General features: G+C 64.8%; 24 protein-coding genes. 9 read left to right on the top strand and 15 right to left on the bottom strand.

The genetic code is table 11. The features are described 5' to 3' along the window. Nucleotides 1–203: 203 nt before the first annotated feature. The 8 genes from panC to xth all read left to right on the top strand — a co-directional run bounded on the left by panC (nt 204) and on the right by xth (nt 8,322). Complete coding sequence (gene panC, locus IM784_RS01170; protein WP_199553470.1) at nt 204–1,046, top strand: pantoate--beta-alanine ligase; 843 nt, start codon at nt 204–206, stop codon at nt 1,044–1,046. Continuing rightward, nucleotides 1,043–1,924: a PhzF family phenazine biosynthesis protein gene (locus tag IM784_RS01165; RefSeq protein WP_199553469.1), complete on the top strand. Its 882-nt coding sequence runs from the start codon at nt 1,043–1,045 to the stop codon at nt 1,922–1,924. Before panC ends, IM784_RS01165 begins: the two co-directional genes overlap by 4 nt. Further along, nucleotides 1,921–4,587: a [protein-PII] uridylyltransferase family protein gene (locus tag IM784_RS01160; protein ID WP_199553468.1), complete on the top strand. Its 2,667-nt coding sequence runs from the start codon at nt 1,921–1,923 to the stop codon at nt 4,585–4,587. Before IM784_RS01165 ends, IM784_RS01160 begins: the two co-directional genes overlap by 4 nt. Then, the gene (locus IM784_RS01155) at nt 4,584–5,045 is read left to right on the top strand and encodes a peroxiredoxin (RefSeq protein WP_199553467.1); all 462 of its coding nucleotides are present in this window, start codon (nt 4,584–4,586) and stop codon (nt 5,043–5,045) included. The genes IM784_RS01160 and IM784_RS01155 overlap by 4 nt, the downstream gene beginning before the upstream one ends. Next, entirely contained in the window at nt 5,042–5,860 is an 819-nt protein-coding gene (locus tag IM784_RS01150; RefSeq protein ID WP_199553466.1) for a ferritin-like domain-containing protein, read from the top strand. Before IM784_RS01155 ends, IM784_RS01150 begins: the two co-directional genes overlap by 4 nt. Before the next feature lie 157 nt (nt 5,861–6,017). Then, the gene (locus tag IM784_RS01145; RefSeq protein ID WP_199553465.1) at nt 6,018–7,154 is read left to right on the top strand and encodes a peptidoglycan DD-metalloendopeptidase family protein; all 1,137 of its coding nucleotides are present in this window, start codon (nt 6,018–6,020) and stop codon (nt 7,152–7,154) included. Between the two features lie 50 nt (nt 7,155–7,204). After that, a complete protein-coding gene (erpA, locus tag IM784_RS01140) occupies nt 7,205–7,540 on the top strand; it encodes an iron-sulfur cluster insertion protein ErpA (RefSeq protein ID WP_199553464.1) in 336 nt (111 codons plus the stop codon). Nucleotides 7,541–7,554: 14 nt separating this feature from the next. Beyond that, the gene (xth, locus tag IM784_RS01135) at nt 7,555–8,322 is read left to right on the top strand and encodes an exodeoxyribonuclease III (RefSeq protein ID WP_199553463.1); all 768 of its coding nucleotides are present in this window, start codon (nt 7,555–7,557) and stop codon (nt 8,320–8,322) included. A 308-nt stretch (nt 8,323–8,630) separates the two neighbouring features. Here the strand turns inward: xth and IM784_RS01130 are convergent, their stop codons facing one another. The 8 genes from IM784_RS01130 to IM784_RS01095 form a co-directional block, all read right to left on the bottom strand. Continuing rightward, the gene (locus IM784_RS01130; protein WP_199553462.1) at nt 8,631–9,203 is read right to left on the bottom strand and encodes a JAB domain-containing protein; all 573 of its coding nucleotides are present in this window, start codon (nt 9,201–9,203) and stop codon (nt 8,631–8,633) included. 76 nt (nt 9,204–9,279) lie between these two features. Further along, entirely contained in the window at nt 9,280–9,693 is a 414-nt protein-coding gene (locus IM784_RS01125; RefSeq protein ID WP_199553461.1) for a hypothetical protein, read from the bottom strand. Nucleotides 9,694–9,770: 77 nt separating this feature from the next. Beyond that, nucleotides 9,771–10,151 carry a hypothetical protein gene (locus IM784_RS01120; protein WP_199553460.1) on the bottom strand — a complete coding sequence of 127 codons (381 nt, stop codon included), beginning with the start codon at nt 10,149–10,151 and terminating at the stop codon, nt 9,771–9,773. A gap of 36 nt (nt 10,152–10,187) precedes the next feature. Next, nucleotides 10,188–10,892 carry a helix-turn-helix domain-containing protein gene (locus IM784_RS01115; RefSeq protein WP_199554095.1) on the bottom strand — a complete coding sequence of 235 codons (705 nt, stop codon included), beginning with the start codon at nt 10,890–10,892 and terminating at the stop codon, nt 10,188–10,190. 197 nt (nt 10,893–11,089) lie between these two features. Continuing rightward, on the bottom strand, nt 11,090–12,241 hold the full coding sequence (locus IM784_RS01110; protein WP_199553459.1) for an N-acetyltransferase: 1,152 nt from the start codon (nt 12,239–12,241) through the stop codon (nt 11,090–11,092). Nucleotide 12,242: 1 nt separating this feature from the next. Then, nucleotides 12,243–13,046 (bottom strand): sterol desaturase family protein, encoded by an 804-nt coding sequence (locus tag IM784_RS01105; RefSeq protein ID WP_199553458.1) that lies wholly within the window; start codon nt 13,044–13,046, stop codon nt 12,243–12,245. A gap of 134 nt (nt 13,047–13,180) precedes the next feature. Continuing rightward, entirely contained in the window at nt 13,181–14,275 is a 1,095-nt protein-coding gene (gene lptG / locus IM784_RS01100; RefSeq protein ID WP_456238899.1) for an LPS export ABC transporter permease LptG, read from the bottom strand. After that, entirely contained in the window at nt 14,275–15,519 is a 1,245-nt protein-coding gene (locus tag IM784_RS01095; RefSeq protein ID WP_199553456.1) for an LptF/LptG family permease, read from the bottom strand. Before IM784_RS01095 ends, lptG begins: the two co-directional genes overlap by 1 nt. A gap of 80 nt (nt 15,520–15,599) precedes the next feature. Here IM784_RS01095 and IM784_RS01090 point away from each other — a divergent pair, with 80 nt between their 5' ends. Next, nucleotides 15,600–16,070 carry a DUF2141 domain-containing protein gene (locus IM784_RS01090; RefSeq protein ID WP_199553455.1) on the top strand — a complete coding sequence of 157 codons (471 nt, stop codon included), beginning with the start codon at nt 15,600–15,602 and terminating at the stop codon, nt 16,068–16,070. Here the strand turns inward: IM784_RS01090 and rsmA are convergent. The 7 genes from rsmA to pdeM all read right to left on the bottom strand — a co-directional run bounded on the left by rsmA (nt 16,015) and on the right by pdeM (nt 23,833). Next, nucleotides 16,015–16,872 carry a 16S rRNA (adenine(1518)-N(6)/adenine(1519)-N(6))-dimethyltransferase RsmA gene (gene rsmA / locus IM784_RS01085; RefSeq protein WP_199553454.1) on the bottom strand — a complete coding sequence of 286 codons (858 nt, stop codon included), beginning with the start codon at nt 16,870–16,872 and terminating at the stop codon, nt 16,015–16,017. The two genes, IM784_RS01090 and rsmA, sit on opposite strands and share 56 nt — an antisense overlap. 14 nt (nt 16,873–16,886) lie before the next feature. Beyond that, nucleotides 16,887–17,927, bottom strand: a complete 1,041-nt coding sequence (gene pdxA / locus IM784_RS01080) for a 4-hydroxythreonine-4-phosphate dehydrogenase PdxA (RefSeq protein WP_199553453.1) — start codon at nt 17,925–17,927, stop codon at nt 16,887–16,889. 3 nt (nt 17,928–17,930) lie between these two features. Then, entirely contained in the window at nt 17,931–19,307 is a 1,377-nt protein-coding gene (locus IM784_RS01075; RefSeq protein WP_199553452.1) for a peptidylprolyl isomerase, read from the bottom strand. A 112-nt stretch (nt 19,308–19,419) separates the two neighbouring features. Continuing rightward, the gene (locus IM784_RS01070) at nt 19,420–21,627 is read right to left on the bottom strand and encodes an LPS-assembly protein LptD (RefSeq protein WP_199553451.1); all 2,208 of its coding nucleotides are present in this window, start codon (nt 21,625–21,627) and stop codon (nt 19,420–19,422) included. A 64-nt stretch (nt 21,628–21,691) separates the two neighbouring features. Then, nucleotides 21,692–22,360: a DUF1134 domain-containing protein gene (locus tag IM784_RS01065; protein ID WP_199553450.1), complete on the bottom strand. Its 669-nt coding sequence runs from the start codon at nt 22,358–22,360 to the stop codon at nt 21,692–21,694. Nucleotides 22,361–22,487: 127 nt separating this feature from the next. Next, the gene (locus tag IM784_RS01060) at nt 22,488–23,150 is read right to left on the bottom strand and encodes a fumarylacetoacetate hydrolase family protein (RefSeq protein ID WP_199553449.1); all 663 of its coding nucleotides are present in this window, start codon (nt 23,148–23,150) and stop codon (nt 22,488–22,490) included. Beyond that, a complete protein-coding gene (gene pdeM, locus IM784_RS01055) occupies nt 23,147–23,833 on the bottom strand; it encodes a ligase-associated DNA damage response endonuclease PdeM (RefSeq protein WP_199553448.1) in 687 nt (228 codons plus the stop codon). The genes IM784_RS01060 and pdeM overlap by 4 nt, the downstream gene beginning before the upstream one ends. Nucleotides 23,834–23,876 lie beyond the last annotated feature (43 nt).

The raw sequence follows: 23,876 nt of genomic DNA, 5'->3' as shown, positions 1-23,876 counted from the left end.
AGTGCACCTGCGCCGTTTCCTCCAGTCGCCGCCGCTCCGTTTGCTTCAGTCGCCGCCGCTCCGGCGCTTCCAGTCGTTGACATTCCGCCCCGCCCTTTGCGAAGGCCGACCAAGTGCCGGCATGATTTTCCGCTCCTTGGCGGCAGGTCGGGTTCCCGTCAATCAAGCGGGTGGCGTCGCGACAACAAGGCTGAGGAGAAGCCATGGAGACGGTAAGACAGGTGCTGGCATTGAGAAGCCGCATTCGCACCTGGCGCGCCGCCGGCGAGCGTATCGCGCTGGTGCCGACGATGGGCGCCCTGCACGCGGGGCATCTGTCGCTGCTGGGCATCGGCCGCCGCCGGGCGCATCGCGTGGTTGCGACCATCTTCGTGAACCCGAAGCAGTTCGGGGCCAACGAGGATCTGGACCGCTACCCGCGGCAGGAAATGGCCGACGCCGCGCTGCTCAGGCAGGCCGGCTGCGACCTGCTGTTCGCCCCAGAGCCCGCAACCGTCTATCCGGCGGGCTTTTCCACCAATGTTTCGGTGGGCGGGCTGGACCGGCCGATGGAGGGGGCTTCCCGCCCCGGCCATTTCGACGGCGTCGCCACCGTGGTCACCAAGCTGCTGCTGATGGCCTTCCCCGATGTCGCGATCTTCGGTGAGAAGGATTGGCAGCAGCTGGCGATCATCCGCCGCCTGGTCGCCGACCTCGACATCCCGGTGGAGATCGTCGGCGCCCCCATTCTGCGCGACCCCGACGGCCTCGCGATGAGCTCGCGCAACGCCTATCTGTCGCCGCAGCATAGGGCGGTTGCCGCCGCCCTGCCCCGTACCCTCAGCGCCACGATCACCTCGCTCCGGGAAGGTTCGGCGGTCGCCGAAACGCTGTCCACCGCACGCGCCGCGCTGCAGTCGGCAGGCTTCAAGGTGGACTATCTGATACTGGCGGACGGCGCGACGCTGCAGCCGCTGGAGGCGCTTTCCCCAGGCGCCCGGCTCTTTGCAGCCGCCAAGCTCGGCACCACCCGGCTGATCGACAATATGGAAGTGCAGGCCCCATGAGCTTCCCGTTCGAGATCGTCGACGTTTTCACCGACCGCGCCATGGCCGGTAACCAGCTGGCGGTGGTCACTGATGCGCGCGGGCTGGACGGAGCGCGCATGCAGGCTATCGCCCGCGAATTCAACTTCGCCGAGACCAGCTTCATCCTGCCGCCGCAGGACCCGGCGAACAGTGCGCAGGTGCGCATCTTCACCCCTACCGAGGAAATGCCCTTTGCCGGGCATCCGAATGTGGGGACGGCCTATGTCGCCGCGCGCATGGGAAGCCTGTTCGGCCGCCCGATGGGTGACAGGCTGCAGTTCGAGGAGATCGCCGGGCTTGTTGTGCTGGACGTGTTGCGGGCCGACGGCGGCGTGACGGGCGCCCGCTGCCGGGCACCGCGCAGCCTCTCGACCGGCCCGGAAGTGCCGCTTTCCGTGCTGGCCGAACTCTCGGGACTGTCCGGGCAGGATTTTATCGTCACCAGCTTCCGCCCGTGCTTCGCCTCGGTGGGCGCCGAATTCATCCTCGCCGAAGTCACGCGCGACGCGCTGGAGCGCGCCAGGCCGATCGAAGCGGCCTTCGCCGTGCACGAAGGCAATGTCGGCCAGTCGGCGGGATTCCTGAGCCTCCACCTGCATGCCTGGGTTGACGCCGGGCATCTGGACGTCCGCATGTTCGCGCCTCTTGCAGGCGTGTCCGAGGACCCGGCGACCGGCTCGGCTGCCGCTGCGCTGGGTGCCTTCCTGAATAGCCTCGATCCTGCTGTCACGCGCCTTCGCATGGCGCAGGGCCGCCACATCGGCCGACCGTCGCGGATTGAAGTCGATGCAGCGCCAGGCGAGGTCTGGATCGGCGGCAGCTGCGCGCCGTTCGCCTGCGGGACGCTCCGCGCATGAGCCTCGCCGATGCTATCGCCCGGGCAGATGCCAACAGCCCCTTCCTCCGCGGCCTGATCCGCCGCGAAAGCGAGCTGATCGAGACGATGCAAGGGGCAGGTTTCGACGCCGCCATCGATGCCTCCATCGCCCGGCTCGACCCGGAAAACCCATCGCAGGCGGTGCGCGAGGCGCGCGGCGGCATCGCCCTCACCACGGCGCTCGCCGATCTCGCCGGCGCCTGGCCGCTGGAGCAGGTGACGGGCGCGCTCACCCGCTTTGCCGACACAGCGCTCGATTTCGCCATCACCGCCGCCTTCGCCGAACGCGAGACAAAGCCCGCCGGCCTCGCAGCGTTGGCGCTGGGCAAGATGGGCAGCTTCGAGCTGAACTACTCCTCCGACATCGACCTCATCTTTCTGCACGACCCTGACACCCTGCCCCGCCGCGACGGCGAAGATCCGACCGAGGCCGCCGTTCGCCTCGTCCGCCGCGTGGTGGTGCTGCTCGCCGAGCGAACCGCCGATGGCTATGCCCTGCGTGTCGACCTCCGCCTGCGCCCCGACCCCGACAGCACGCCCTCTTCGCTGCCGGTTGGCGCCGCCGAGCAATATTACCAGTCGCAGGCGCTGGCGTGGGAACGCTCCGCCTTCATCCGCTCGCGCGCGGCCGCGGGCGATGTTGCGCTTGGCCGCCGTTTTCTCGCCAATATCGAGCCGTTCATCTGGCGCCGCAGCCTCGACTATTCCGCGCTCGCCGAGATCCGTGAAGTCAGCCACCGCATCCGCGACCATTTCGAGGCCGGGCAAAAGCTCGGCCCCGGCTATGATCTGAAGCGCGGGCGCGGCGGCATCCGCGAGATCGAATTCTTCGCGCAGGTGCACCAGATGATCTTCGGCGGCCGCGACCCCGGCCTGCGGGCGGGCGCCACCCTGGATGCACTGGCCGCCCTTGCGAACGCCGGCCGGATCGACCCGACGGAAGCCGCGATGCTGGCCGAAGCCTATCGCTTCCATCGCACGCTGGAGCACAGGATCCAGATGCGCGAGGACCAGCAGACCCACGCCGTCCCGAAGCTGGCCGCAGAGCGCGCGCAGGTGGCGGCACTTGCCGGAGCGCCTAGCTGGAAGGCGGTGGAGGCAGAACTTGCGCCGCGCATCAAGGCGGTCGGCCGGCTGTATGACAAGCTGCTCGAAGCCGGAGGCGAGACGCGCGGCCCGCGCATCCCGCATGGCGATGCAGTTTCGCAATGGGCCAGCAAGGCCCGGATCAAGGATCCGCAGCTGCTGGTGACGCTGCTGGAAAACTGGCGCTCGGGCAGGCCGCGCTCGCTCCGTGCACCAGAGGCGCTGGCCGCCTTCGAAGTGGTGCTGCCCACCCTGGTTCAGCAGCTCGGAACCGGTGCCACCGGCCGTGAGGCACTGCTGCGACTGGATATGCTGATCCAGGCGCTGCCTTCTGGCGTGCAGTTCTGGCGGCTGCTGGCGGCGCACCCGGCGCTGACCGGAGTGGTGGCGCGGCTTCTCACCACGACGCCTCTGCTCGCCGATGCGCTCGCCCGCCGGCCGAGCCTGCTGGACGTGCTGCTGGAACCGGCGAGCCCACTGCCCGACATCGCGACTGCCCAACAGGAGCTGCGCAACCTTTGCCGCGGACTTGACGGCGAGCAGCTGCTGGATCGGGTCCGCACGTGGACGGCGGAGCGCCGCTTCCTGCTGGGCGTGCAGCTGCTGGACGGCAGCACCACGCCGGAAACCGCCTCGCACGAACTGTCGCTGATGGCGGAGGCCGCCGTCTGCCTGCTCGCCGATCAGGTCACCCGCGAGTTCAGCGTCAAACATGGCGAGATACCGGGAGGTCGCCTTATCCCGCTGGCGTTGGGACGTTTCGGCGGCGGCCAGCTTACGGCGCAATCCGATCTCGACCTCGTGCTGCTGTTCAGCGGCAGCTACGAAACCCACTCCACGGCCAAACCACCGCTCACCGCCAGCGCCTGGTTCAATCGCCTGGGCCCGCGCCTGGTCGCGGCGCTGACGGTGCCGACCGCCGCCGGTCCTCTCTATGAAGTCGACACCCGCCTGCGCCCATCGGGCAACGACGGCCTGCTGGTCGTCAGCCTCGACAGCTTCGTCCGCTATCAGCAGCAGGATGCGGGCGTCTGGGAGCTGATGGCGCTCACCCGTGCGCGTCCCATCGCCTGCCTGCCAGAGGATGCAGCAGCAGCCCGCAAGGCCATCGACGGTATCGTTGCCGCGCCGCGCGACGCCGATTTCGTCCGCCGGGAAGCGCAGGACATGCGCAAATATATCGCCAGGCACAAACAGCCCGCCGGCCCGTTCGACGTGAAGCTGATGAAGGGCGGGCTCGTCGACATCGAGTTCATCATCCAGACCCGTGCGCTGACCGCCGGGCGACCGGTTCCGCCCAATTTGATGCAGGCGGCCGAATTGCTCGCGCCCGAACTTCTGGAGCCGGCGCGGCTGATGATGGCGATGCTGGTGATGCTGCGGCTGGTGCAGCCGCACGATGCCGCCGCCACGCCCAATGCCGCGGCCGGCGCACTGATCGCCCGCGCCTGCGGCAAGCCCGGCCTCGCCGCACTGAAGACCGATCTGAAAGAAGCGCGGGCCGTGGTAACACGTCTCTGGGCCGAGACATTCACCCCCGAGGAGAGCCGGAAATGACCATCGAAGCCGGAAGTAAGGCGCCTGACTTCACACTGGAAAGCACCTCGGGCTCGGTCAGCCTCGCCGATTTCGTCGGCAGGAAGCTGGTGCTGTTCTTCTATCCCAAGGACGACACCACGGGCTGCACCGCCGAGGCCCTGCAGTTTACGGCCCTTGCCGCAGAGTTCGCCGCATCCGGGACAAGCGTGATCGGTGTGTCGAAGGACACGGTTGCCAAGCACCGCAAGTTCATCGCCAAGCACCAGCTCGGCGTCGAACTTGCCTCGGACCCGGAAGGTGAAACCATCGCAGCCTATGGGTCGTGGGTGGAAAAGTCGCTTTATGGCCGGAAATATATGGGCATCGACCGGTCCACCTTCCTGATTGGGCCCGACGGCATGATTGCCGCCTGCTGGCGCAAGGTGAAGGTGGCGGGCCACGCCGAAGCCGTGCTGAAGGCCACGCGCGAACTTTGAGCACAAGCCTGCGCCAGGCCGCCATCGGCGTGCTGCTCACGGCCGATGCGGACGCCAAGGCCCAAGCCGCGCGCGACCTGCAACTGCGATGGGTGGCGGGCGACATCGATCGGCAGGGCGAAGACCCGGACATGCCGCCGCGCCCTGCCCGCCCCGCAAGTCCGCAACTGCTGTCGCCCGGCGCCATGCCCAAGCGCGGCCGCGCCGGAAGCCCGCGTGCGCGTTTCGCGCTGCTGCACGCGCTGGCACATATCGAGCTCAACGCCGTCGATCTCGCAATCGACATGGCCGGGCGTTGGGGGGCGCAGATGCCGCCCGCCTTCACCGACGACTGGCTGCGGATCGCCGACGAGGAGGCCCAGCATTTCGCGCTTCTGCAGGAGCTGCTCCGCGCATCCGGCGGCCGCTATGGCGACCTCCCTGCGCATGACGGGCTGTGGGAATCCGCCGTCGCGACAGCCGACGACCTGGCGGCACGGCTGGCGATCGTGCCGATGGTGCTGGAAGCGCGCGGGCTGGATGTGACACCGGCGATGATCGAACGTTTCGAATCGATGGGAGACGACGCCGCTGCTGCCGTCCTGAAGCGCATCCTCATCGACGAAATCACCCATGTGGAGGCAGGGAATCGCTGGTTCCGAAAGCTATGTGCCGACTCGCTGACAGAACCGCGCGACCGCTTTCGCGAACTTGTGAATCGCTATTTCAAAGGCCCTGTTAAGCCGCCGTTCAACGATTCAGCGCGGCTCCGGGCCGGTCTGACGACGGATTGGTACATGGGTCTTGGCACTGCTGTGCCGGCGTCTAAACGGTAACTGACCGCAAACGGTAACGGGTTTCCCTGCCCCGCGAGCGGCGCCAGAGCAGGCATAAGTGCAACCATAACGAGTGGAATGCCGGAAGGTTCCCGGCTCGCTGTCCGAAGGGTCTTTTTAGCCAATGCAACTCCAGCTTCACCGTGCAACCGCGCGATTGAACGAGTTTGTCCTGCGGCATTTCCCTGAGCGGCACGTGCATCTGGAATCCCACACCGGCCAACGCTCGCTCAGGATCGGGACTCGCGAACAGCTTATGGGTATTGCTTCGACTGCGATGATTGCCGGATGGCTGGCCGTAACGACGGTGAATGGTGCCACGGCAGAACAGGCGGCCGATCAGAAGGCTGAAGCCGAACTGAAGCGGATGGCAGCGCAGGTTCAGGCGCTGAAGGCCGATACCGCCGCCCTGCAGGGCAGCGTCGCCACCACCGCCGAGCGCATCGAATCCCGCCAGCAATTCCTCGACGCCCTGCTCACCGGCCGCGCCCGCGGCAACGAACTCGCCGACCTTTTGCCTCGCACCACACGCCGCGTTTCGGCCGAGGCTGCCGCCACTGCAGGTGTTCTCGCTCCCTTCGCCGCGCTGGAGCAAAAGCAGCTCGCGCTGGTCGACAAGGCCGCCGCCACCGCCGAGACCCGCCTGAAGGACGCTGAGGCGCTGATCGGCCGACTGGGCCTGAACCCGGGCCGCTTCGTGGCGCAATCCTCCGGCCGCTTCACCCGCACCGGCATGGGCGGCCCTTATGTTCCCGCCGGCGACGCCAATGGCGCCGATCCGCGCTTTGCCGAACTGTTCGTCAACTGGCAGCGCGTCGAGCAGCTGGAAGCAGCGATGGATTCGCTCCCCTCGTTCGTGCCGACCAAGAACTACACGATGACCTCGTCCTTTGGCACGCGCTACGACCCGTTCAATGGTCGCCCCGCGACGCATACCGGCCTCGACATGGCCGGCGCCCAGGGCGAGCCGATCTATGCCGCCGCTGCCGGCCGCGTCGTCCGCGCTGGTCGCTTTGCCGGCTATGGCAACTGCATCGACATCGATCACGGCCGCGGCATCATCACCCGCTATGGCCACCTTTCCACCATCGCCGTCTCCGAAGGCGACAAGGTGGAAATGGGCCAGAAGATCGCCGGCATGGGCTCCACCGGCCGCTCGACCGGGACGCACCTCCACTATGAAGTCCGCATCGACGGCCAGCCGGTCAACCCGCGCCCCTTCATCGAAGCGTCGAACTATCTGCTGAAGTTCCGCAAGGACAGCTTCGGCCCGGAACGCCCTGCAGATTTGTAAGCTGCGCTCGCGGCCTTGCGGCGAACAGGCCAAGAGCCTACTTCTGGTGCATGGCCGAAGCTGAAATCTCCCTCACATCGTCCGCTGCCGCACGGGTGGCGGCAATCGCCGCGCGCCAGGGCCGCCAGCCAGCGCGCCTGAGGCTGTCCGTCGACGGCGGCGGCTGTGCAGGCTTCCAATACAAGTTCGAGCTGGCCGACAGCCCTGAGGCCGATGATATCGAAGTGCTGACCGACGGCGTGGGGCTGCTGGTGGACAGCATCAGCCTGCCACTGGTTTCCGGATCCGTTGTCGACTTCGTCGAGAATCTGGGCGGCGCCGCCTTTCAGGTGCGCAACCCCAACGCAGCCTCGAATTGCGGTTGCGGCACCTCCTTCTCCGTCTGATCGGGAAGCGGGGGATGAAATTTGCGACGTTCAATGTCAACGGTATTGGCGCTCGCCTGCCGCGGCTACTGGAGTGGCTGGCGGAAGCTAGGCCCGACGTCGTGGGCCTGCAGGAAATCAAGACGCAGACGGAGAGCTTCCCGCTCGCGGCGATCGAGGCTGCCGGCTACCACGTGCTGGTCCATGGCCAGAAAGGTTTCAACGGCGTCGCCATCCTCTCCCGTGAACCGGCGCAGGAAATCCACCGCCAGCTTCCGGGCGACGAAGAGGATGTGCAATCTCGCTGGATCGAGGCGCAGGTGGCGGGCGTGCACTTCGTGTGCCTCTACCTGCCCAACGGCAACCCCGTTCCCGGCCCGAAGTTCGACTACAAGCTCGCCTGGATGGACCGCATGCTGGCCCGCGCCGCCGAACTGGCCGCGTCCGAGCAGCCTGTGATCCTCGCCGGCGACTGGAACGTCTGCCCGACGGATCTGGATCTTGCCCGGCCCGACATGATGGCGGGCGACGCGCTGGTGCAGCCGGAAACGCGCGCCCGCTTCCGCGCGCTGGCTGCAGCGGGCTGGACCGACGCCATCCGCGCGCAGCGGCCGCACGCACCCTGCTACAGCTATTGGGACTATCAGGCCGGCGCCTGGGCCAAGAACTGGGGCCTGCGCATCGATCACCTGATGCTGTCGCCGGCGGCGGCCGATCGGCTGCGTGATACCGGCATCGACCGGGAGGTTCGCGGCGCCGAGCGCGCCAGCGACCATGTGCCGGCCTGGGTCGAGCTGGCCTGAAACGGGAAACGCCAGACGCGTTGCGCTGGCGTTTGATCTATCTGAATTTTTGAAAGCTCAGCCCGGTGGGCCTGAAGTTGTTCGGAGACGGTGGCGTCCGCAGGGTCGGAAATCGGACGCCACCGTCTCCTCCAACATGTTCGGGGGAGGGCCCGAACGTGCCGTGACTTGTTTGGCTGAACCGGCAGCTGGTCAACGCTGCAGTTCATATCCTCATATGATTCAATTTTCCCTCCAGGAACAATATCGGATGATTGATATGCGAACAGTTGATATGTTCGTATTCAATGATTTCAAATGGTTAAGTGTCACATCAGGCCACATGCATCAAAGCTTACGGTACCTCTGCGCCCGACAATCAGATGATCCAACAGCGAAACATCTATCGCTTCCAGTGCCCGGCGCACGCGTTTTGTAAGCAAGACATCCTCGGGCGAGGGCGTCGGATCGCCGGACGGATGGTTGTGCACCAGCACCACCGACGAGGCTGAAAGCTCCAGGCAACGACGGGCGATTTCGCGCGGATAGATATGTGCGTGACGCACCGTTCCGTTGCTCAGCAGCTCGATGCGTATCAATCGCCGGCCGGCATCCAGGAAGGCTACGCGCACTTGCTCGACACGCAGATAGGCCATCTCGCTGTGCATCGCATCGGCCAGCGCCAGGCCGTTCTCGATGAGCGGTTGCTCGCCGACATTGCGCTCCAGCACAGCGCCCAGCGTTTCCCGGATCAGCCCCAGCATGGCGATGCAATTGGAATCCGCACCCAGCTGCCGAAGCCGTTCCTCGCTGGTGCTCAGCACCGAGCCCAGGGATCCCAGCTCGTCGATCAGCCGGTCGGCCAGTCGCGGGATGCTCTGCCCTGCCGACAGCAGCCGCATCAGCAGCCAGCGATCGCGCGGTTGCGAAGCAGGTGCCGCCTCCAGCCTTGGAGCCGACCGCAGCATTGGTGCCACACTAGCCGCGGCCATAACGCGGCCTCGCTTCGAACAGGATGCCGCCAAGCACGGCAAGCATGACAAGGTACGACCAAATGACGAGCGATTCCGCATATACCGCCGGCAGCATGTGATGCAGCCGGGCAGCAGCCATGTGCACGGCGAGAGCGCACAGCTGAAATCCCGAAGCCCACATGGGCCAGAAAGATCGGGATCGAAGCGATATGGAAGCAAGCGCCAGGAACAGGCCGAAATCGACCAGCACCACACCCATTTCCGCCCGTGCGAAGCTGTGGGACATCGCCAGAGGTGTCGCAGCCGCTGCAAGAACAAGCGCAAGCGCGCCCATCCGTTCATCGCGCTGGCCGTAAATCCCGGCCAGCGCGACGATCGAGACGAGCGTCAACATGAATAATATCATGGAGATGGTCATGGCCTATTCACCCCTTTCCTGGATGTATGGCAAGAGGCCGGGACAGGCCATGACACGTACGCAACCCGCTATGCAGATCAGGCGGCGGCCGATTTGACCGCCTTCAGGTGCGCCGGGCGCATCGGATAGGCAGGCTTCTCGACGAGACCGCCGAAGTTCAGTTCGCCAAGGCGGAACTGGTCCTGCACCTCGGCCAGCGCTTCGTGCGCGGCGACCATGGCTTCCCGGGCCTGCGCCAACGCCGTCATGGCGAAGATCGCCTTGCTGAGGGCTTCCTGGCCGACCGAAGCGGCGAAACGGGCTTCCTGGCGCGCAACGGGCATCATGCCGACAAATTCGGCGGCCTTGGCGATAGCGCCATCGATTGCTGCTTCAGTAGCGTGAAGGGTTTGAGCAACTTGAATTGCGATTTCGCGACGGTGCTTGGGCATAAAAATTCTCCTGCCATCGCCGGACATGCCGCGACGGTTCGTTTGTCCAGTGGAAGGGAAACGTCAGGAACGAAGGAGAGTGAGGGCTTCGATTCCCGACAGTAACAGTCCGAAAGCCAGCATCGCCAGGATCATTACGATCAGGATGCCGAACATGCGTTGTGTGGGGTTCAGGTCATTTGCGCCTCCCCACAGTCGGAGGATCTGTCGCTTCTGGCCAAAATCTCGCTGGCTGAAATCGCCGGTGGAGACCGCCGTCCAGACGGCGCTGTCCGAAACCAAGCCCATAGGTTCAGACCTGTGGGCTTGTCCGGCATGTGCCCCGGCAGGCTGCGGACGGGACGCATGGACAAGCGGCGGGAAGTCCGCTTCGGGCTCCCGTTCCACATCTCCATCAACGCCATCGCCGTAGTCACCGTCGAAATCTCCACCAAGCTGTGCCTGGCCCAAGTTTTCGGCTGTCCGGGTTTCTGACACAATCCGCGGCGATTGATATGCGAACGGCTGATAACCATGTGCGGGTGCAGCAGGCTGATATCCCTGCGCAAGCATCGCCGCACGATAAATGATCGCGGCTTCGCGACGGCTGGTCACGCCAAGCGTCTGGATAGCTCCCCTGAGGCGCGCATCGACTGTATGTCGGGAAATACCGAGCTGACGGGCAATTTCCTTGGACGTCGCGTGATCGTCGACCAAGTCAAGGCATTCGCGTTGCCCAGCCGTCAGGCGAGCGACACGTGCTGCAAGATCCACGTCAGACAGGCCCATGGAAGCCAACGTCCGAAATCCTCCCGTCAACCAGCGACCAAATGGCGACTCGGGCAGCGCGAACCGCACCCCCTGCAAACGTCCCGATAACACTTGTGACGAGTCGCAGCCATAGCAACGTTAATAAACAGTTACGCTAATCCCGCAGTTCGTCGAAAAATCCTGCAGAATAATGTGCAAAACGGACGCGATTCTAGTCAGTTGGCGACTGCTTTCAGCGGCCGCTCAAAGATCCGGTAGACGCTCGTCACCTCGGCCTCGATCGCTTTGGCTATCGACAGCATTGGCCCATTGTCTTCCAGGATCCAGCCCACCTCGGCGAATTTGGCGTTGTTCTTCGGTACGGCTGCGCGGCGCGTATATTCGATCATCATGAAGGCCAGCATCGATGCAGTGCGAGTCGCCTGCAGCTTCCGCCGGACGCCCATCAACGGCACGCGGAACCAGTCGATCTGCGGATTGCGCAACCGCAACAGCAGCTTCGCCCAGCCGAACGGCAACAGCCGCCCGTCCAGATCCTGCGTCAGCTGGTTCAGATCCGGCATCGAGATCATGAAGGCAGCCGGTTCGCCCTCATATTCTGCGATCTGCACCAGATGCGGGTAAGCCAGAGGCTTCAACTTCTTGGTGATGTAGCGCTTCTCCGAATCGGTCAGCGGTACATAGCCCCAGTTTTCGCTCCACGCTTCGTTGAGGATGTCTAGCAGGATGGCGGCGTCCGCCTCATAGCGTGACATATCAAGCTGCCGTATGCGGATGCGGCTGTTCTTCTCGCCAGCGGCGACGATGCGGTTGACGATTTCAGGGAAGCCGTCAGCTACCGCGACGCTCCACGCCTGCAGATCCTTCACACCGGCATAGCCGGCGGCAAGGATATGCGCCTCATAATAGGGAAGATGGTGGCCCATCATCACCCGCGGCGGCCTGTCGAAGCCCTGTACCAGCAACCCTGGCTCATCCCAGGTGGAAATGCTGATCGGCCCTTGTGCCTGTGTCATTCCCTGCTGCCGTAGCCAGCCCTCGGCCGTCGCGATCAGTGCCTGCGCGACTTCCGGATCATCGATGGTCTCGAACAGACCCCACTGGCCCAGGCCCGGCCGTCTTTCCTGCACCAGCTGACAGACCTGTGCGGAAATCCGGCCGACAACCTTCCCTTCCCGTTTGGCAAGGAAGAACTCCGCCTTGCCATGCTGGAACCACGGGTTGGGGCCCGTCGGGTTGATCAGTTCCTTGACGTCCGCCTTCAGCGGCGGGCGCCAGTTCGGATCGTTCGCGTAGAGCGTCCAGGGCAGATCGATGAAAGCGCGCCGGTCGGCCTTGGAGCCGACCGGGCTGATCGTCACAGTCACCTCAGGCCGCGTCTGCGGACCGGGTATCGTTCTGGTTCGCCGCCGCCCGCTTGCGCGGATGGCCTTTGGCAACGCCGCCCGACATCTTCGAAACCCACGGATATTTCTCTGCCACGACATCCGTGTAACCAAGGTTGAACACCGTTTCAGACTTCGCCGGACGCTCCTGGCGATCGTAGAATGTGCCGAACAGCTTGTCCGGCCAGAAGCTGGTGATGCCGAAATTTCCGGTTTCATCGTGGAAGTGGTGCGCCATGTGACGCTTCTTCATCTCGACGAGCCAGGGGTGCTTCGGCTTGTACGAAAGGTGCTGGATGCAGTGCGCAAACTCATAGAAGCAGGTCGTCAGCAGGCCAGCCGCGAAGGCAATCGCCGCACCGCCAATGCCACCGATCATGTAACCGACCGGGATGGTGGCAATCGCGATGGTCGGCAGAGTCGTGTAAAGCGCGCCGAACAGCACCTCCAGGTGGTTAGGATCCTGGTGGTGGTCATAGTGGATGCGCTTCCACGTCTTTGCGGTCAGCGGCGACTTCCACATCCACTGGCTGTGCAGCACATAGCGGTGCAGCAGATACCAGGCGAGCGGGTAGATCATCACCGCAAAGGCGGCGGCGGTAGCGCCGGCAATCAGTGTCGGCGGGCTCCACACGACAACCGCCACCGCCACAAGGGCGAGCAGCAAATAGGCCTGGATCGCATAATATTGGAAATAGGCCACAACCAGATCCTTGAGCGTCATACGGTCAAGGTAGTGGGCGCGGCTCCAGATACCGGTGCGCTTTGAATGATCGACGAACAACATCTTGCTCCAAACTCTTTTCCACTACCGCACCTAAGGGCGCATTGCGGCAAATTTTGGATTCGATGTGGCGAGCATGCGGCAAAGAAGAATGCGGCGGCATGTCACACCAGCCCGCAAGCCGTTGAACAGAAGTTCTATTCTTCGGTTCGGAACAGCACGCTCTCGCCGACAAGCAGGAAAAGCAGGAATGGCGCCCAGGCTGCGGCCCAAGGCGGATAAGTGCCGAAATCCGCCATTGCCATGGCAAAATTGTCTGCCACGAAGAAGGCAAAGCCAAGCGCCAGGCCGGTCACCGCTCGCAGGAAGAGGCCGCCGGATCGCGCCAGCCCGAAGGCTGCAACCGCGCCCAGCAACGGCATCAGCACCGACGACAGCGGCCCGGAAACCTTGTGGTTCAGCTTGGCCACCAGCTGGTCGGTCGGTTTGCCGGCCGCCTGCAAGGCCCGAATCGCCGGCACCAGTTCGCCAATGGGCAGATGATCTGCGTTCACCGATTGGGTGGTGAACTGCTGCGGGTGCGCTGAGGACATCAGTGGCAGCATGGGCACCGTTTCCAACCGCCCGGACGCAACATGGAAACGCCGCGCCATGCTGAGGTTCCAGCCCCGGTCGCCTGGCGACGCCTCGGCGGCGCGGATGATCTCCACCAGCCGATCGGATTCGCGATTATAGACGGTGACGTCGCGCAGCAGCGTATGCGCGCCCTCCCCTTCGACGCCACTGGCATGCCAGAGGTCGTCACCGGCCCGCACCCACACTTCGCGGCCAGTCTTGTTCTCTGGCGGCAGCGGCCGATATTCGGCCGCCTTCCAGCGATCATATTCGGCATTCGCCCGCGTCAGGAATCGCTCGTTGAAGGCGAAATTCAACACCGCGATCAACAGCCCGGACAACATCAGCGGCGCCAGGATCTGGTGGGCGCTGATGCCTGCCGCCTTGAAGATGGTAATCTCGCTGTTCTGGTTCAGCGTCATGAAGGTCAGCAGCGTCGCCAGCAGCACCGAAAACGGCAGGAACAGCGAAATGATCTGCGGCATACGGATGGAAACATATTTCCACAGCTCCGCCTCGCCATTACCCGGCACCGCCAGGATGCGGCCGGATTCTCCCAGCAGGTCCAGCGTCATCAGGATCAGCGCCAGCCCCGCAAGAAAGGCGAAGGTGCGGACCAGGAACATCTTCGCCGTATAGAAGGCGAGCGTGCGCGACGGGAAAACCTGCCGCAGCATCATTCAGCCGCCTGCGGAGCCGCTGCGCCGGGCTCGTCGGGCACAAGACCCATCTTGGCAGCCGGCTTTTTCAGCCGCTTGAACAGGCCGCCCAGCTTGCCAAAGGCGCGATCGATGCCGCCGATCGGTTGCCCGCCCGGCCGGTGCGCCAGCACATGATAGAACCAGAGGCACAAGGCCGTGAACAGCGCGAACGGAATCCATTGCGCCAGCATCGGATCAACCCGGCCTATCGAGCCCATGCGTTCACCATATTCCGAAATCTTGTGATAGGTGACGAGGATCACCACAGACAGAAACACACCGATTGCGGATGTCGTGCGCTTGGGCGGAACCGCCAGCGCCACCGCCAGGAACGGCAGCACGAACATCACCACCCATTGCACCGTGCGCCGGTGGAAGCTCGCCGATGCCTTCTGCCGGTCGTCAGCGCTCGCCTTTCGGTCGTTCATGATGCGGAACAGCTCCGGGATGGTGCGCTCCAGATTCTCGCCTCCCCGACGACGAAAACTCTCCATCGCCGGCAGGTTTACCGGCAGATCATGCTGCACGAACGTCAGCACGCGCGGCGTCATGTTATTTGGCGCATCCTGCACCAGCGTCCCGTTCATCAGGCGAAGGATGATAATGTCCGGATCGTCGGTAACCAGGAACTGCCCGCGCGCCGCAGACACAGCCAGCGAACGCCCGTCGGCCTGCCCCGCGCGCACGAACACGCCGCGCAGGTCGGCGCCCTTGTCAAAGCTCTGCTCCACCCGCAGCGTTGTCCGCTCGGCGATGCGCGTGAACTCGCCCACCTTGATGCTCGCCCCCAGCGCGCCCGAGCGCAGCTCGAAGCGCAGCCCCTCATAGGCATAGCGCGAATAGGGCTGCAGAAAGCCGACGATGCCGAAGTTGATAAGGGCGAAGACGGCAGCCAGTATGAACGGCACGCGAAGCATGCGGCCATAGCCCATGCCGACACTGTTCAGCGCATCGAGCTCGGACGAAAGCGCCAGCCGGCGAAAGGCGAGCAGGATTCCCAGCGTTACGCCGATCGGAATCCCCAGCGAGAGATATTCCGGAATGAGGTTCCCCAGCATGCGCCAGACGACCGACACAGGCCCGCCTTCGTTCACCACGAAGTCGAACAAATTCAGCATCTTCTCCAGCAGAAGCAGCATTGCAGCCACCACCAGCGTGCCCAGAAGCGGCACGATGATCAGCTTGAAGAGATAGCGGTCGATTGCCGTCAGGGGCGCCATTGCATGCCTGCCTTAGCAGCCCGTCGCAGCCGAAGCCAATGCCGCTTCCGAAGAGTCGAGCCATGCGCTAGCCCAATCGAATGTCTGCCCTCCTTGCGATTGCCGCCACCGCCGTATTCGGCGCTGCCCATGTCTGTGATTCCAGCCAGGGGCAGCCTGCCGCCCTCGCCACCGTGCACGGCTTTCGCGACCGAAAGGGAAACCTGCGCATCGCCATCTATCGCGCCAGGGAGGAGGAGTTCCTGGCCTCCGGGCGCTATGTGCAGCGCCTCGACGTGCCGATGACGGCGTCGGGCGAAATGACCGTGTGCGCCCCCGTTCCGGAGCCGGGCGACTATATCGTCGTCGCACTTCACGATCGCGACGCCAACGGCAAGCTCGGCCCGTTCAAGGACGGCGCCGGCTTCTCCCGAAACCCGAAGCTGGCGCTCGCCAAGCCAAAGGTCGAATCGGTGCAGGTCCGGCTCGACGGGGTCACGCCGCTCCGCATCGAGCTCAACTATCTGCAGGGGCTGAAGCCAGCGCCCTGGCAACCGCGACATACTCGCTGACCGACAGCGTCTCGGCCCGGCGGGTCGGATCGATCTCCAACGCCGCCAGAGCCTCCAACGCCCCCGGCAATCCCTTCAGCGACTGGCGCAGCATCTTGCGGCGCTGGCCGAAAGCGGACGCCGTCAACCGTTCCAGAATCTGCATCGGCACCGCCAACTCGGGCACCCGCGGAATCAGCTGCACGACGGCGCTGTCCACCTTGGGCGGCGGCGTGAACGCACGCGCCGGCAGCAGGGTCTTGATCCGCACCTCGCAGCGGACCTGCGCGAGCACCGACAGCCGGCCATACGCCGAGCTACCCGGCTGGGCGACAATCCGGTCTGCCACTTCCTTCTGAAACATCAGCGTTGCCGAGCGCCACCAGGGCAGCCATTGGGCCTCGCTCAGCCATCGCGTCAGCAGCAGCGTGCCGATATTATAGGGGAGGTTCGCAGCGATATGCGCGCCCTTCCCCACCAGTTCCTGCGCATTCACTTTCAGCGCATCGCCGTGCACGATCGTCAGCGCCCCATCGGAGACGGCCGAAATCCGCTGCAGGATTGGCAGCGCCCGCTCGTCCCGCTCCACTGCCACGACTTGCGCACCGGCCTTCAGCAGCGCTCGTGTGAGCCCGCCAGGCCCCGGCCCCACTTCGAAAACCCGGTCCCCTGGCTGCAGAGGGATCGAGCGGACGATCCGGTCCAGCAGGTTCAGGTCCAGCAGGAAGTTCTGCCCCAGCGACTTGTCGGCGCGAAGCCCGGCGGCGGCTATCTCGTCCCTCAGCGGCGGCAGCGCGGCGATGGCTGCCGCAACATCCGTCATGCTGCCCCCGTCACTCAGAGGGCCTGCGCAAGCAGCCGCGTACGGGCGCACTGTCCGGCAAGCGAGATGGCGGCGATCATCGCCCGCGGGTTAGCTTCCCCGCGCCCGGCGATGCCGAACGCCGTGCCATGGTCCGGCGAGGTGCGCAGCACCGGAAGCCCCAGCGTCATGTTGACGCCGCTGTCGAAATACAGCGTCTTCAACGGGATAAGCGCCTGATCATGGTACATGCAGATGGCAACGTCATAGGTCGCCCGCGCGGCGGGATGGAACATCGTGTCCGGCGGCAGCGACCCGCTGACATCGAATCCGTCGTCCCGCAACTGGGCGATTGCCGGCGCGATTATGTCCAGTTCCTCGCGCCCCATGGCACCGCTTTCGCCGGCATGCGGGTTGAGGCCTGCTACCGCCAGACGAGGGCGCGCCACGCCGAAATCGCGGATAAGGCCCCGCACCACCGTGCGTGCACGCGAAACGATAAGCTCGGTCGTCAGCGATTCCGGCACCCGCGCAAGCGGCTTGTGAATGGTCACCGGAACCGTGCGAAGATCCGGCCCGACCATCATCATCGCCACATTTTCAGCCGCCACACCACAGCGCTCTGCGACAAATTCCGTCTGCCCCGGATGGCGGAAGCCGATTGCATAGAGCTGCGACTTGGCGACCGGCCCGGTCACCAGCCCGGACGCCGCGCTGGAACGGGCCAGCCCCACGGCCATTTCCACCGCATCCAGCGCACATCGCGCCCCGGCAAGGTTCGGGACACCCGGCTCGATGTCGCCCGGATCGTCGACCTGGAGCAAGGGCAGCGCCTCTTCAAAGGCGGCGGTCGCCTCCGATGGCCGCGAAATCTGCGCAATCGGCCCGTCCCAAACCGCTTCCACGCTGCGACGATCCCCTATGGCAAAGAAGGGCGGCAGGCGGTGCGCGGACCGAATCGCCCACGCCTTTGCAATCACTTCGGGACCAATGCCGGCGGGATCCCCCAACGACACGGCAAGCGGAGCAATCGACGGTTCCGCTTCGACTGCCGCAAGATCCTGCGACGTTGCCATGGCTCAGCGATAGTCGATTACGGCGTCGCGCCGAAGATCCCGCAGATAGCGGCGCGCGGCACTGTTCACGCGCTGGTCGTTCAGCTGCCCATAGACCTGATCGAAGCTCGGCGTGCCGGCAGAGGCCTTGGGATCATCGCGCCCACATAGAACCAGCACGCGCAGACCGTCCTCGGCCGATCCGAATGGCGGCGTCGCGGCGCCAACCGTCATCTGGCCCAGTATCTGCTGCAGCTGCGGCGGCAGGTCGCCGAGCCGGAGCTGGTCGTTGGAAACGACTTCGGCACCGATCTCCTTTGCGACCGCCTCGGCGCGGCCGCAGCCGCCCATGTTCCGTGTCTTTTCCTGAATGCTGGCGGCAAATTTGCGCGCCTCGGCCTCGCTGATGCCCTGCTTCAGCGGAATGGTCAGCTGCTTCAGGCTCAGGATCGCGCTCGCCGGATCGGCGGAAAGCACCTGCCGCTTGTCGACGAGCGCAACGATCGTCACGCCGCCGGGAACCGCCACGGGGTCCGAAACGCCACCCTTGGGCAGCGAGGCGACAACGCCCTGCAAGGCAGGCGAGAGCTGTTCGGCGCGGATCCATCCAAGATCGCCGCCAAGCTGCGCCGAGGAGCTTTCGGAGAACTGGCGCGCATAGGCGACAAAGCTGGCGCCGGCCCGAACCTGTTCCACGATGCGGCTTGCATCCTGCATCACCTGCGCCTGCAGCTCCGGCGGGGCCGACAGGAAGATTTCGCCGACCCGGAACTCGTCCTGGCCTTTAGATGCCTCCAGCTTCTGGATGATCGCCTGCACTTCATCGTCGCCGACGTTGATGAACGGCTCCACCCGCCGACGGAGCAGACGCGACCAGGCCAGCTCGGCGCGGATCTGCTGCTTGATCGAGGAAGGGGAGGAACCCCCGTCGATCAGGAATTTCTCGAACGCGGCGCGATCCTGGCGGAAATTGGCCGCCACCCGGCCATAGGCCTGCTCGACCTCGGCTTCCGGAATCGTCACCTCGTGGCTCGCAGCCTCCTGGATCTGCAGCTTCTCGTCGATCAGATTCCGCAGCACCTGCAGCCTGAGCACGTTGCGCTCTTCCTCGGAAACCTTGCCGCCATTGGCGATCATCACCAGCCCCAGCCGGTGATCGACATCGGTATCGGTGATGATATCGCCATTGACGATGGCGTTGGCCTTGCGGACGTTCGGGTCCACCGTGCCCATCACGGTAATCTCTGGAAGCTGCAGGGCGGCGGCCTGCCGCTGCGAAGCCGTCAGCGCCGACTGGCCGCCTGCCGGCTGCTGCGCACCGGCCGGGATCGCCCCGGAGAGCGTTGCGGAAAGCGCCAGCAGGGCCGCAACAGCTGTTCGAGCCCGAAATTCGCGTTTCATCGTGATCAAGAAACTCATTTCCTAAACATGCGGATCGGCGCTCCGCATAGACGAGGGGTTGGGAAGGCGCCAGCACCTATGCCGGGAATTGGCTGAACCCGGCGTGAAGTCATCAGCCCAGGTTGCGAAGCGCAAGCGTGAACAGGAAGGTGTTACCCTCCCGTGCGTTCGGATTGTCGACATAGTTGCGCTTCCAGGTCACCCCGAACTCGAAGCACTCATCCGTATAACTGATGCCCAGCCGGTGCCGGATCGGCTGGAAGCCGTCGTTGGTCGTCAGCGGATCTTCCGCCGTGGAGGTGAGGTCCACCACTGCGGAACCGAACACCGCCCAGTATCGGCCAAAGGCAACGCGCGCGCCGGCCCGCACTTCCTCGTGGTCGGTCAGATCCTCGAGGTCGATGTTGCGGTTGTACTTCAGATAGCCGACCGAGACGAAGGTCTGCCGGCTGCCGATGGCTACGTCCGTCTCGTTGCGGCGGACGGCGAGGCTGTCCTTGTCCAGCCGCAGCCGCTGTGTCACCTCCACATACCGGCCGAAGCGAACGGAAGCGCGCCCGACGATATCGGACAAGCGGCTGGAAAGCCCGGTGCCCTCGGGAAACACATCCAGCTGGTTGTCGAGGCGATAGCTTTGCCCCACCTGGGCGAAGATGGCGATGCCCGGCTTTGCCCAGCGCCAGTCCATCCCGTAGGTAACCCGCGCTCCCCCCTCCCAGCGGTCATAGCCCGGAAAACGGTTCAGCGCGAACAGGTTGGATTCCTCCAGGTCAATTGCGCGGCTGTCCTCGTTGGGAATGCCGGCATTGGCCGTTGGGCTGGAAGCGACGAACTGGACGCGGGGCGTTACCGTCTGCAGGCCACCGAATACCGGCCCGGCGAGCGGCCATTCCATGTCCACCGCAGCCAGCGGAATGAAGCGCGCCTGCCAGCCGTCCTTGCCGGCATAGAAGGGATCATCCGCCTCGGCGCCGTCGCTGCTGGTATAGACGTCGCCGCGCATAAGCCCGGTAAAGGTGATCCGCTGTCCCGCCGGCGTCAGGAAGCTGCGATCCCATTGCACGGACGCCAGCGCCCGCGCCATCGACTGGCCTTCCCGCCGGACCAGCGTAAGGCTGTTCGCCTGCAGCATCACGCTGCCGCCAAGGGGCTTTTCGTCAAGCCGCCACAACATGTCGACCAGCGGCAGGGCAAAGGGCACCCGGTCGTTCGGCGTATTCGGCGTCAGGTCCTGAAAGGCCCATCCGCGGACCGAAAAATACCGCTGCGGCTCGAACCGCTCCAGCACATAGGTCGAGCGCAGGCGGGTATCGAGGCTCACCTGATAACGACCCAGGAAGTTGTCGTCGTTGGTGAGACGCGACGAGAAACTGGAACGCCAGCCGTCGCCATGCTCGATCTGGCCTCGCGTCTCGAACGCCCCGCGGAAGGCTCTGTCGGTCTGCACGATGTCGCCGGTGACAGGGTCTTCTTCCTGCCCGCGCGCATAGGTCGCCATCAGCCCCACCTGCACCGGCCCGCCCTCGAACAGCTGCCGGTATTCGGCACCGATCACGGGGGCGACATTGGTATAGATGTTTCCGGTAACGGTAAGGTCGCGGTCGGGTGCCAGAGACCAGAAATAGGGAATCCGGACTTCACCGCCCAGCTCGCGCGAGAGCCTGAAATCCGGCGACAACAGGCCCGACTGGTTATGGTCGAAACCATCCGGATGCGACAATTTGGGAAGCGCCAGTACCGGCACGCCGAACATCTCCAGGCGCGCGCCGGTGTAGTAGATGCGCCCGCGCATCGGATCGTGCACCACCCGCACGGCTTTCAGCTGCCACATCGGCTCCTTGGGGCAACCGGCTTCATCCACAACCGAGCAGGGCGAATAGGCGGCGCGATTCAGGGTGGAGAGGCCGTTCTCGCGCACACCGGTCTTCGCCGCCATCCGGCTGCCGTCCGACAGAATCAGCAGGATATTCTCGACAGCGCCGTCGCGCAGCGTTTCGTTCAGCTCCACATTGTCGGCGACTGCGCGCATGCCATCGCCGTTGTCGATCAGCACATTGCCGCTGGCCGTCACCAGGCCGGTCGAGCGATTGTAGATCACCGTGTCGGCGGTCAGCCTCTGCCCGTCGCGGTGCACAAGCACATTGCCGGTCGCAGTGATGATCTCGCCATTCTCGTCATAGGTGAGGGTGTCGGCCTCAAATTCGACCGTCGGCTGCGGCAGTTCGGGCGCAGCCGCCGGCGGCCCGGGCTCCTGCGCGTGCGCAACGGTGGCCAGAAGCAGGGCGCCGAGCGCGATGGGTAGGGAAAGCGGACGGACCATGGGTTCGCCGGGCTTTAGGGGTGGGCGCTCAGCCATTCAAGCACCGCATTTCATGCATCCGGCGTCAGAAGGGAATGACCGACCCTTCCCGGGTATATTTCAGATAGCCGACGTTCGCCCCCAGCCTCCATCCGGCACCCAGCCGGATCGGAACGAGGATGATATGTCCCCGCTGGTGATAGTTGGCCGATACGCCGCCGATCAGATAGGCCTTGCCCTCGACCGCGGGGAAACGCTGATACAGCTCCTCGGTGTCGTGGAGGTTATAGACCAGCACGAAGCTGCGCGAGGCATCGCCGCCGATGTCAGGCCCGATCGAAGGCCCCGTCCAGTGAACGGGGCGCTCGCCTTCCACCTTGGAAAACAGCTTGCCCTTGCCATAGCGCAGGCCCACCACCAGCGCACCGCCGCCTTCCCGGCCGACGATATAGGCGTTGGGCTTGCCAAGGTCTGCGAAGACCTTCTGGATGACCATCGCAATACCCTCGGTTGCCTCGCCAAAGGCGCCGTCTGCCGCGGTGGTGATTTCCCCGATCTCATAGGCAGCCGCCTGCGCATCGCCCTTCAGGCTTCCATCGCTTTTCGGCGCCGCAGGTGCGGCGGGGACAACGGCCGGAGCAGCTGCTGGCGCTGCCGCCGGCGCCACTGCGGGCAGTTCAGCCGGACTATCCTGTGCGCTGGCGGAACCAGCGGAAAACAGAAGCAGCGCGGTGGAGAGTATTGCGAATTTCATCGCCGAATCCTCTCACAACAAGATGAATCGCATGTGAATCAACGCGGTGCCGCTGCGGCCATCAGCCGTTTACGCAGCCCTTCATCCGCGCTCCGCAACGCCGTTTATCCGCGCTCCGCCACGCCGTTTATCCGCGCTCCGCCACGATGGGATTGGACAGCAAGGGCAGGCCGGAAATATCCACCTCCACCACGTCGCCCGGCATCAGGAACTTCGGAGGAACCCGCTTTTCGCCGACGCCACCGCAGGTCCCGGTGGCGATGATATCGCCCGTCTGCAGTTCGGTGAACGCAGAGATATATGCGATGAGCGCCTCCACGTCGTGCAGCATGAGATCGATGGACGTGTGCTGCACCACCTCTCCATTCACGCGCGTGGTCAGCGAATGCGCCTTGTAGTCCCCGAAGGCTTCCGCAGGCACCAGCTCGGGCCCGATGCTGCCGGATGCGTCGAAATTCTTGCCGCCGGTGAACTGCGCCGTATGCCGCTGCCAGTCGCGAACGGAGCCATCCATGAACGCCGTCCAGCTTGCCACATGCGACAGCGCATTTTCCCGCGACACATGCCGGGCCGGCTTGCCAATCACCAGCGCCAGCTCACCTTCCCAATCGAGGCTTTCCGTATTCACCGGCTTAACGATCGGCTCACCCGCCCGGACCAGCGACTGCGGCGTACGCAGGAAGATCATCGGGTTTGGTCCGCTTTCCCCGCGACCCATTTCGTCCCGGTGCGCGGCATAGTTGACGGCGGCGCAGAAAATACGGGCGTGGCGTTGGGGGAACCAGGTCATGCAGCATTTCTCCTCTTGGCGGCCGGAATACGGACAATTCCTCCGGCCAGGGGCACCACGGCATCTGGAATGCAGCCCAGCGCCACGGCGAATGCCGGATCATCGACCGACAGGCCGCCGGCATAGGCCCCATAGGCGGGCAGCACCAGCCGTTCGGCAGCCATCGCAAAACAGCGCCGGCTGACGCGCACGCCGGCACGCAGTTCCATCGCCACCTTGGGGTGGAAATGCCCACTGATCTCCGGCCCGCCGGAGGGCGTCTGGGCTTCGTGGCGGAGCCAGATGCCGGCCATTTCCACCTCTGCAACGGCCCGCCCGCCGATCTCGACCCCGCTGTCGCCGTCATGGTTGCCCGTTACCCACAGCCAGTCATGGGCGCGCAACAATCGCAGCAGCAGGTCAAGCGCCTCCGGAAGCAGGCGCGAAGGCCCGTTCGAATCGTGGAAGCTGTCGCCCAGCGCAACGATATGCCGCGGACGCACCTGCGCAGCCGCCGCCGCCAGCCGGCGCAGCGATTCCAGGCTGTCATAGGGCGGCAGCAGCCATCCCTGCCGGGCGAAGGCCGATCCCTTTTCCAGATGCAGGTCGGCCACCAGCAGCGTCTGTTCGCCCGGCCAGAACAGCGCGCCGCACGGAAGCGGCACAAAGTCCTGACCTGAGAACGAAAGGGAAACATCGGCCATGCCGTCGCCTTAGCGAACTCAGCCGGATCGATGCAACCTCAAG

It is taken from the genome of Sandaracinobacteroides hominis, assembly GCF_016464365.1.
In the GTDB taxonomy this organism is placed as follows: Bacteria; Pseudomonadota; Alphaproteobacteria; order Sphingomonadales; family Sphingomonadaceae; genus Sandaracinobacteroides; species Sandaracinobacteroides hominis.
The sequence above is the reverse complement of the archived record's forward strand: the minus strand, read 5'-3'. Positions and strand labels throughout refer to the sequence as shown.

Bases quoted from the DNA above. Each gene is read 5' to 3' on its own strand.
- xth (WP_199553463.1), top strand. From the start codon at position 7,555: ATGAAATTTGCGACGTTCAATGTCAACGGTATTGGCGCTCGCCTGCCG.
- pdxA (WP_199553453.1), bottom strand. From the start codon at position 17,927: ATGGCAACGTCGCAGGATCTTGCGGCAGTCGAAGCGGAACCGTCGATT.
- IM784_RS01155 (WP_199553467.1), top strand. From the start codon at position 4,584: ATGACCATCGAAGCCGGAAGTAAGGCGCCTGACTTCACACTGGAAAGC.
- IM784_RS01115 (WP_199554095.1), bottom strand. From the start codon at position 10,892: ATGGGCCTGTCTGACGTGGATCTTGCAGCACGTGTCGCTCGCCTGACG.
- IM784_RS01070 (WP_199553451.1), bottom strand. From the start codon at position 21,627: ATGGTCCGTCCGCTTTCCCTACCCATCGCGCTCGGCGCCCTGCTTCTG.
- pdeM (WP_199553448.1), bottom strand. From the start codon at position 23,833: ATGGCCGATGTTTCCCTTTCGTTCTCAGGTCAGGACTTTGTGCCGCTT.
- panC (WP_199553470.1), top strand. From the start codon at position 204: ATGGAGACGGTAAGACAGGTGCTGGCATTGAGAAGCCGCATTCGCACC.
- rsmA (WP_199553454.1), bottom strand. From the start codon at position 16,872: ATGACGGATGTTGCGGCAGCCATCGCCGCGCTGCCGCCGCTGAGGGAC.
- erpA (WP_199553464.1), top strand. From the start codon at position 7,205: ATGGCCGAAGCTGAAATCTCCCTCACATCGTCCGCTGCCGCACGGGTG.
- IM784_RS01065 (WP_199553450.1), bottom strand. From the start codon at position 22,360: ATGAAATTCGCAATACTCTCCACCGCGCTGCTTCTGTTTTCCGCTGGT.
- IM784_RS01090 (WP_199553455.1), top strand. From the start codon at position 15,600: ATGTCTGCCCTCCTTGCGATTGCCGCCACCGCCGTATTCGGCGCTGCC.
- IM784_RS01125 (WP_199553461.1), bottom strand. From the start codon at position 9,693: ATGACCATCTCCATGATATTATTCATGTTGACGCTCGTCTCGATCGTC.
- IM784_RS01095 (WP_199553456.1), bottom strand. From the start codon at position 15,519: ATGGCGCCCCTGACGGCAATCGACCGCTATCTCTTCAAGCTGATCATC.
- lptG (WP_456238899.1), bottom strand. From the start codon at position 14,275: ATGCTGCGGCAGGTTTTCCCGTCGCGCACGCTCGCCTTCTATACGGCG.
- IM784_RS01130 (WP_199553462.1), bottom strand. From the start codon at position 9,203: ATGCGGCTGCTGTCGGCAGGGCAGAGCATCCCGCGACTGGCCGACCGG.
- IM784_RS01075 (WP_199553452.1), bottom strand. From the start codon at position 19,307: ATGAAACGCGAATTTCGGGCTCGAACAGCTGTTGCGGCCCTGCTGGCG.
- IM784_RS01165 (WP_199553469.1), top strand. From the start codon at position 1,043: ATGAGCTTCCCGTTCGAGATCGTCGACGTTTTCACCGACCGCGCCATG.
- IM784_RS01160 (WP_199553468.1), top strand. From the start codon at position 1,921: ATGAGCCTCGCCGATGCTATCGCCCGGGCAGATGCCAACAGCCCCTTC.
- IM784_RS01120 (WP_199553460.1), bottom strand. From the start codon at position 10,151: ATGTCCGGCGATGGCAGGAGAATTTTTATGCCCAAGCACCGTCGCGAA.
- IM784_RS01060 (WP_199553449.1), bottom strand. From the start codon at position 23,150: ATGACCTGGTTCCCCCAACGCCACGCCCGTATTTTCTGCGCCGCCGTC.
- IM784_RS01105 (WP_199553458.1), bottom strand. From the start codon at position 13,046: ATGTTGTTCGTCGATCATTCAAAGCGCACCGGTATCTGGAGCCGCGCC.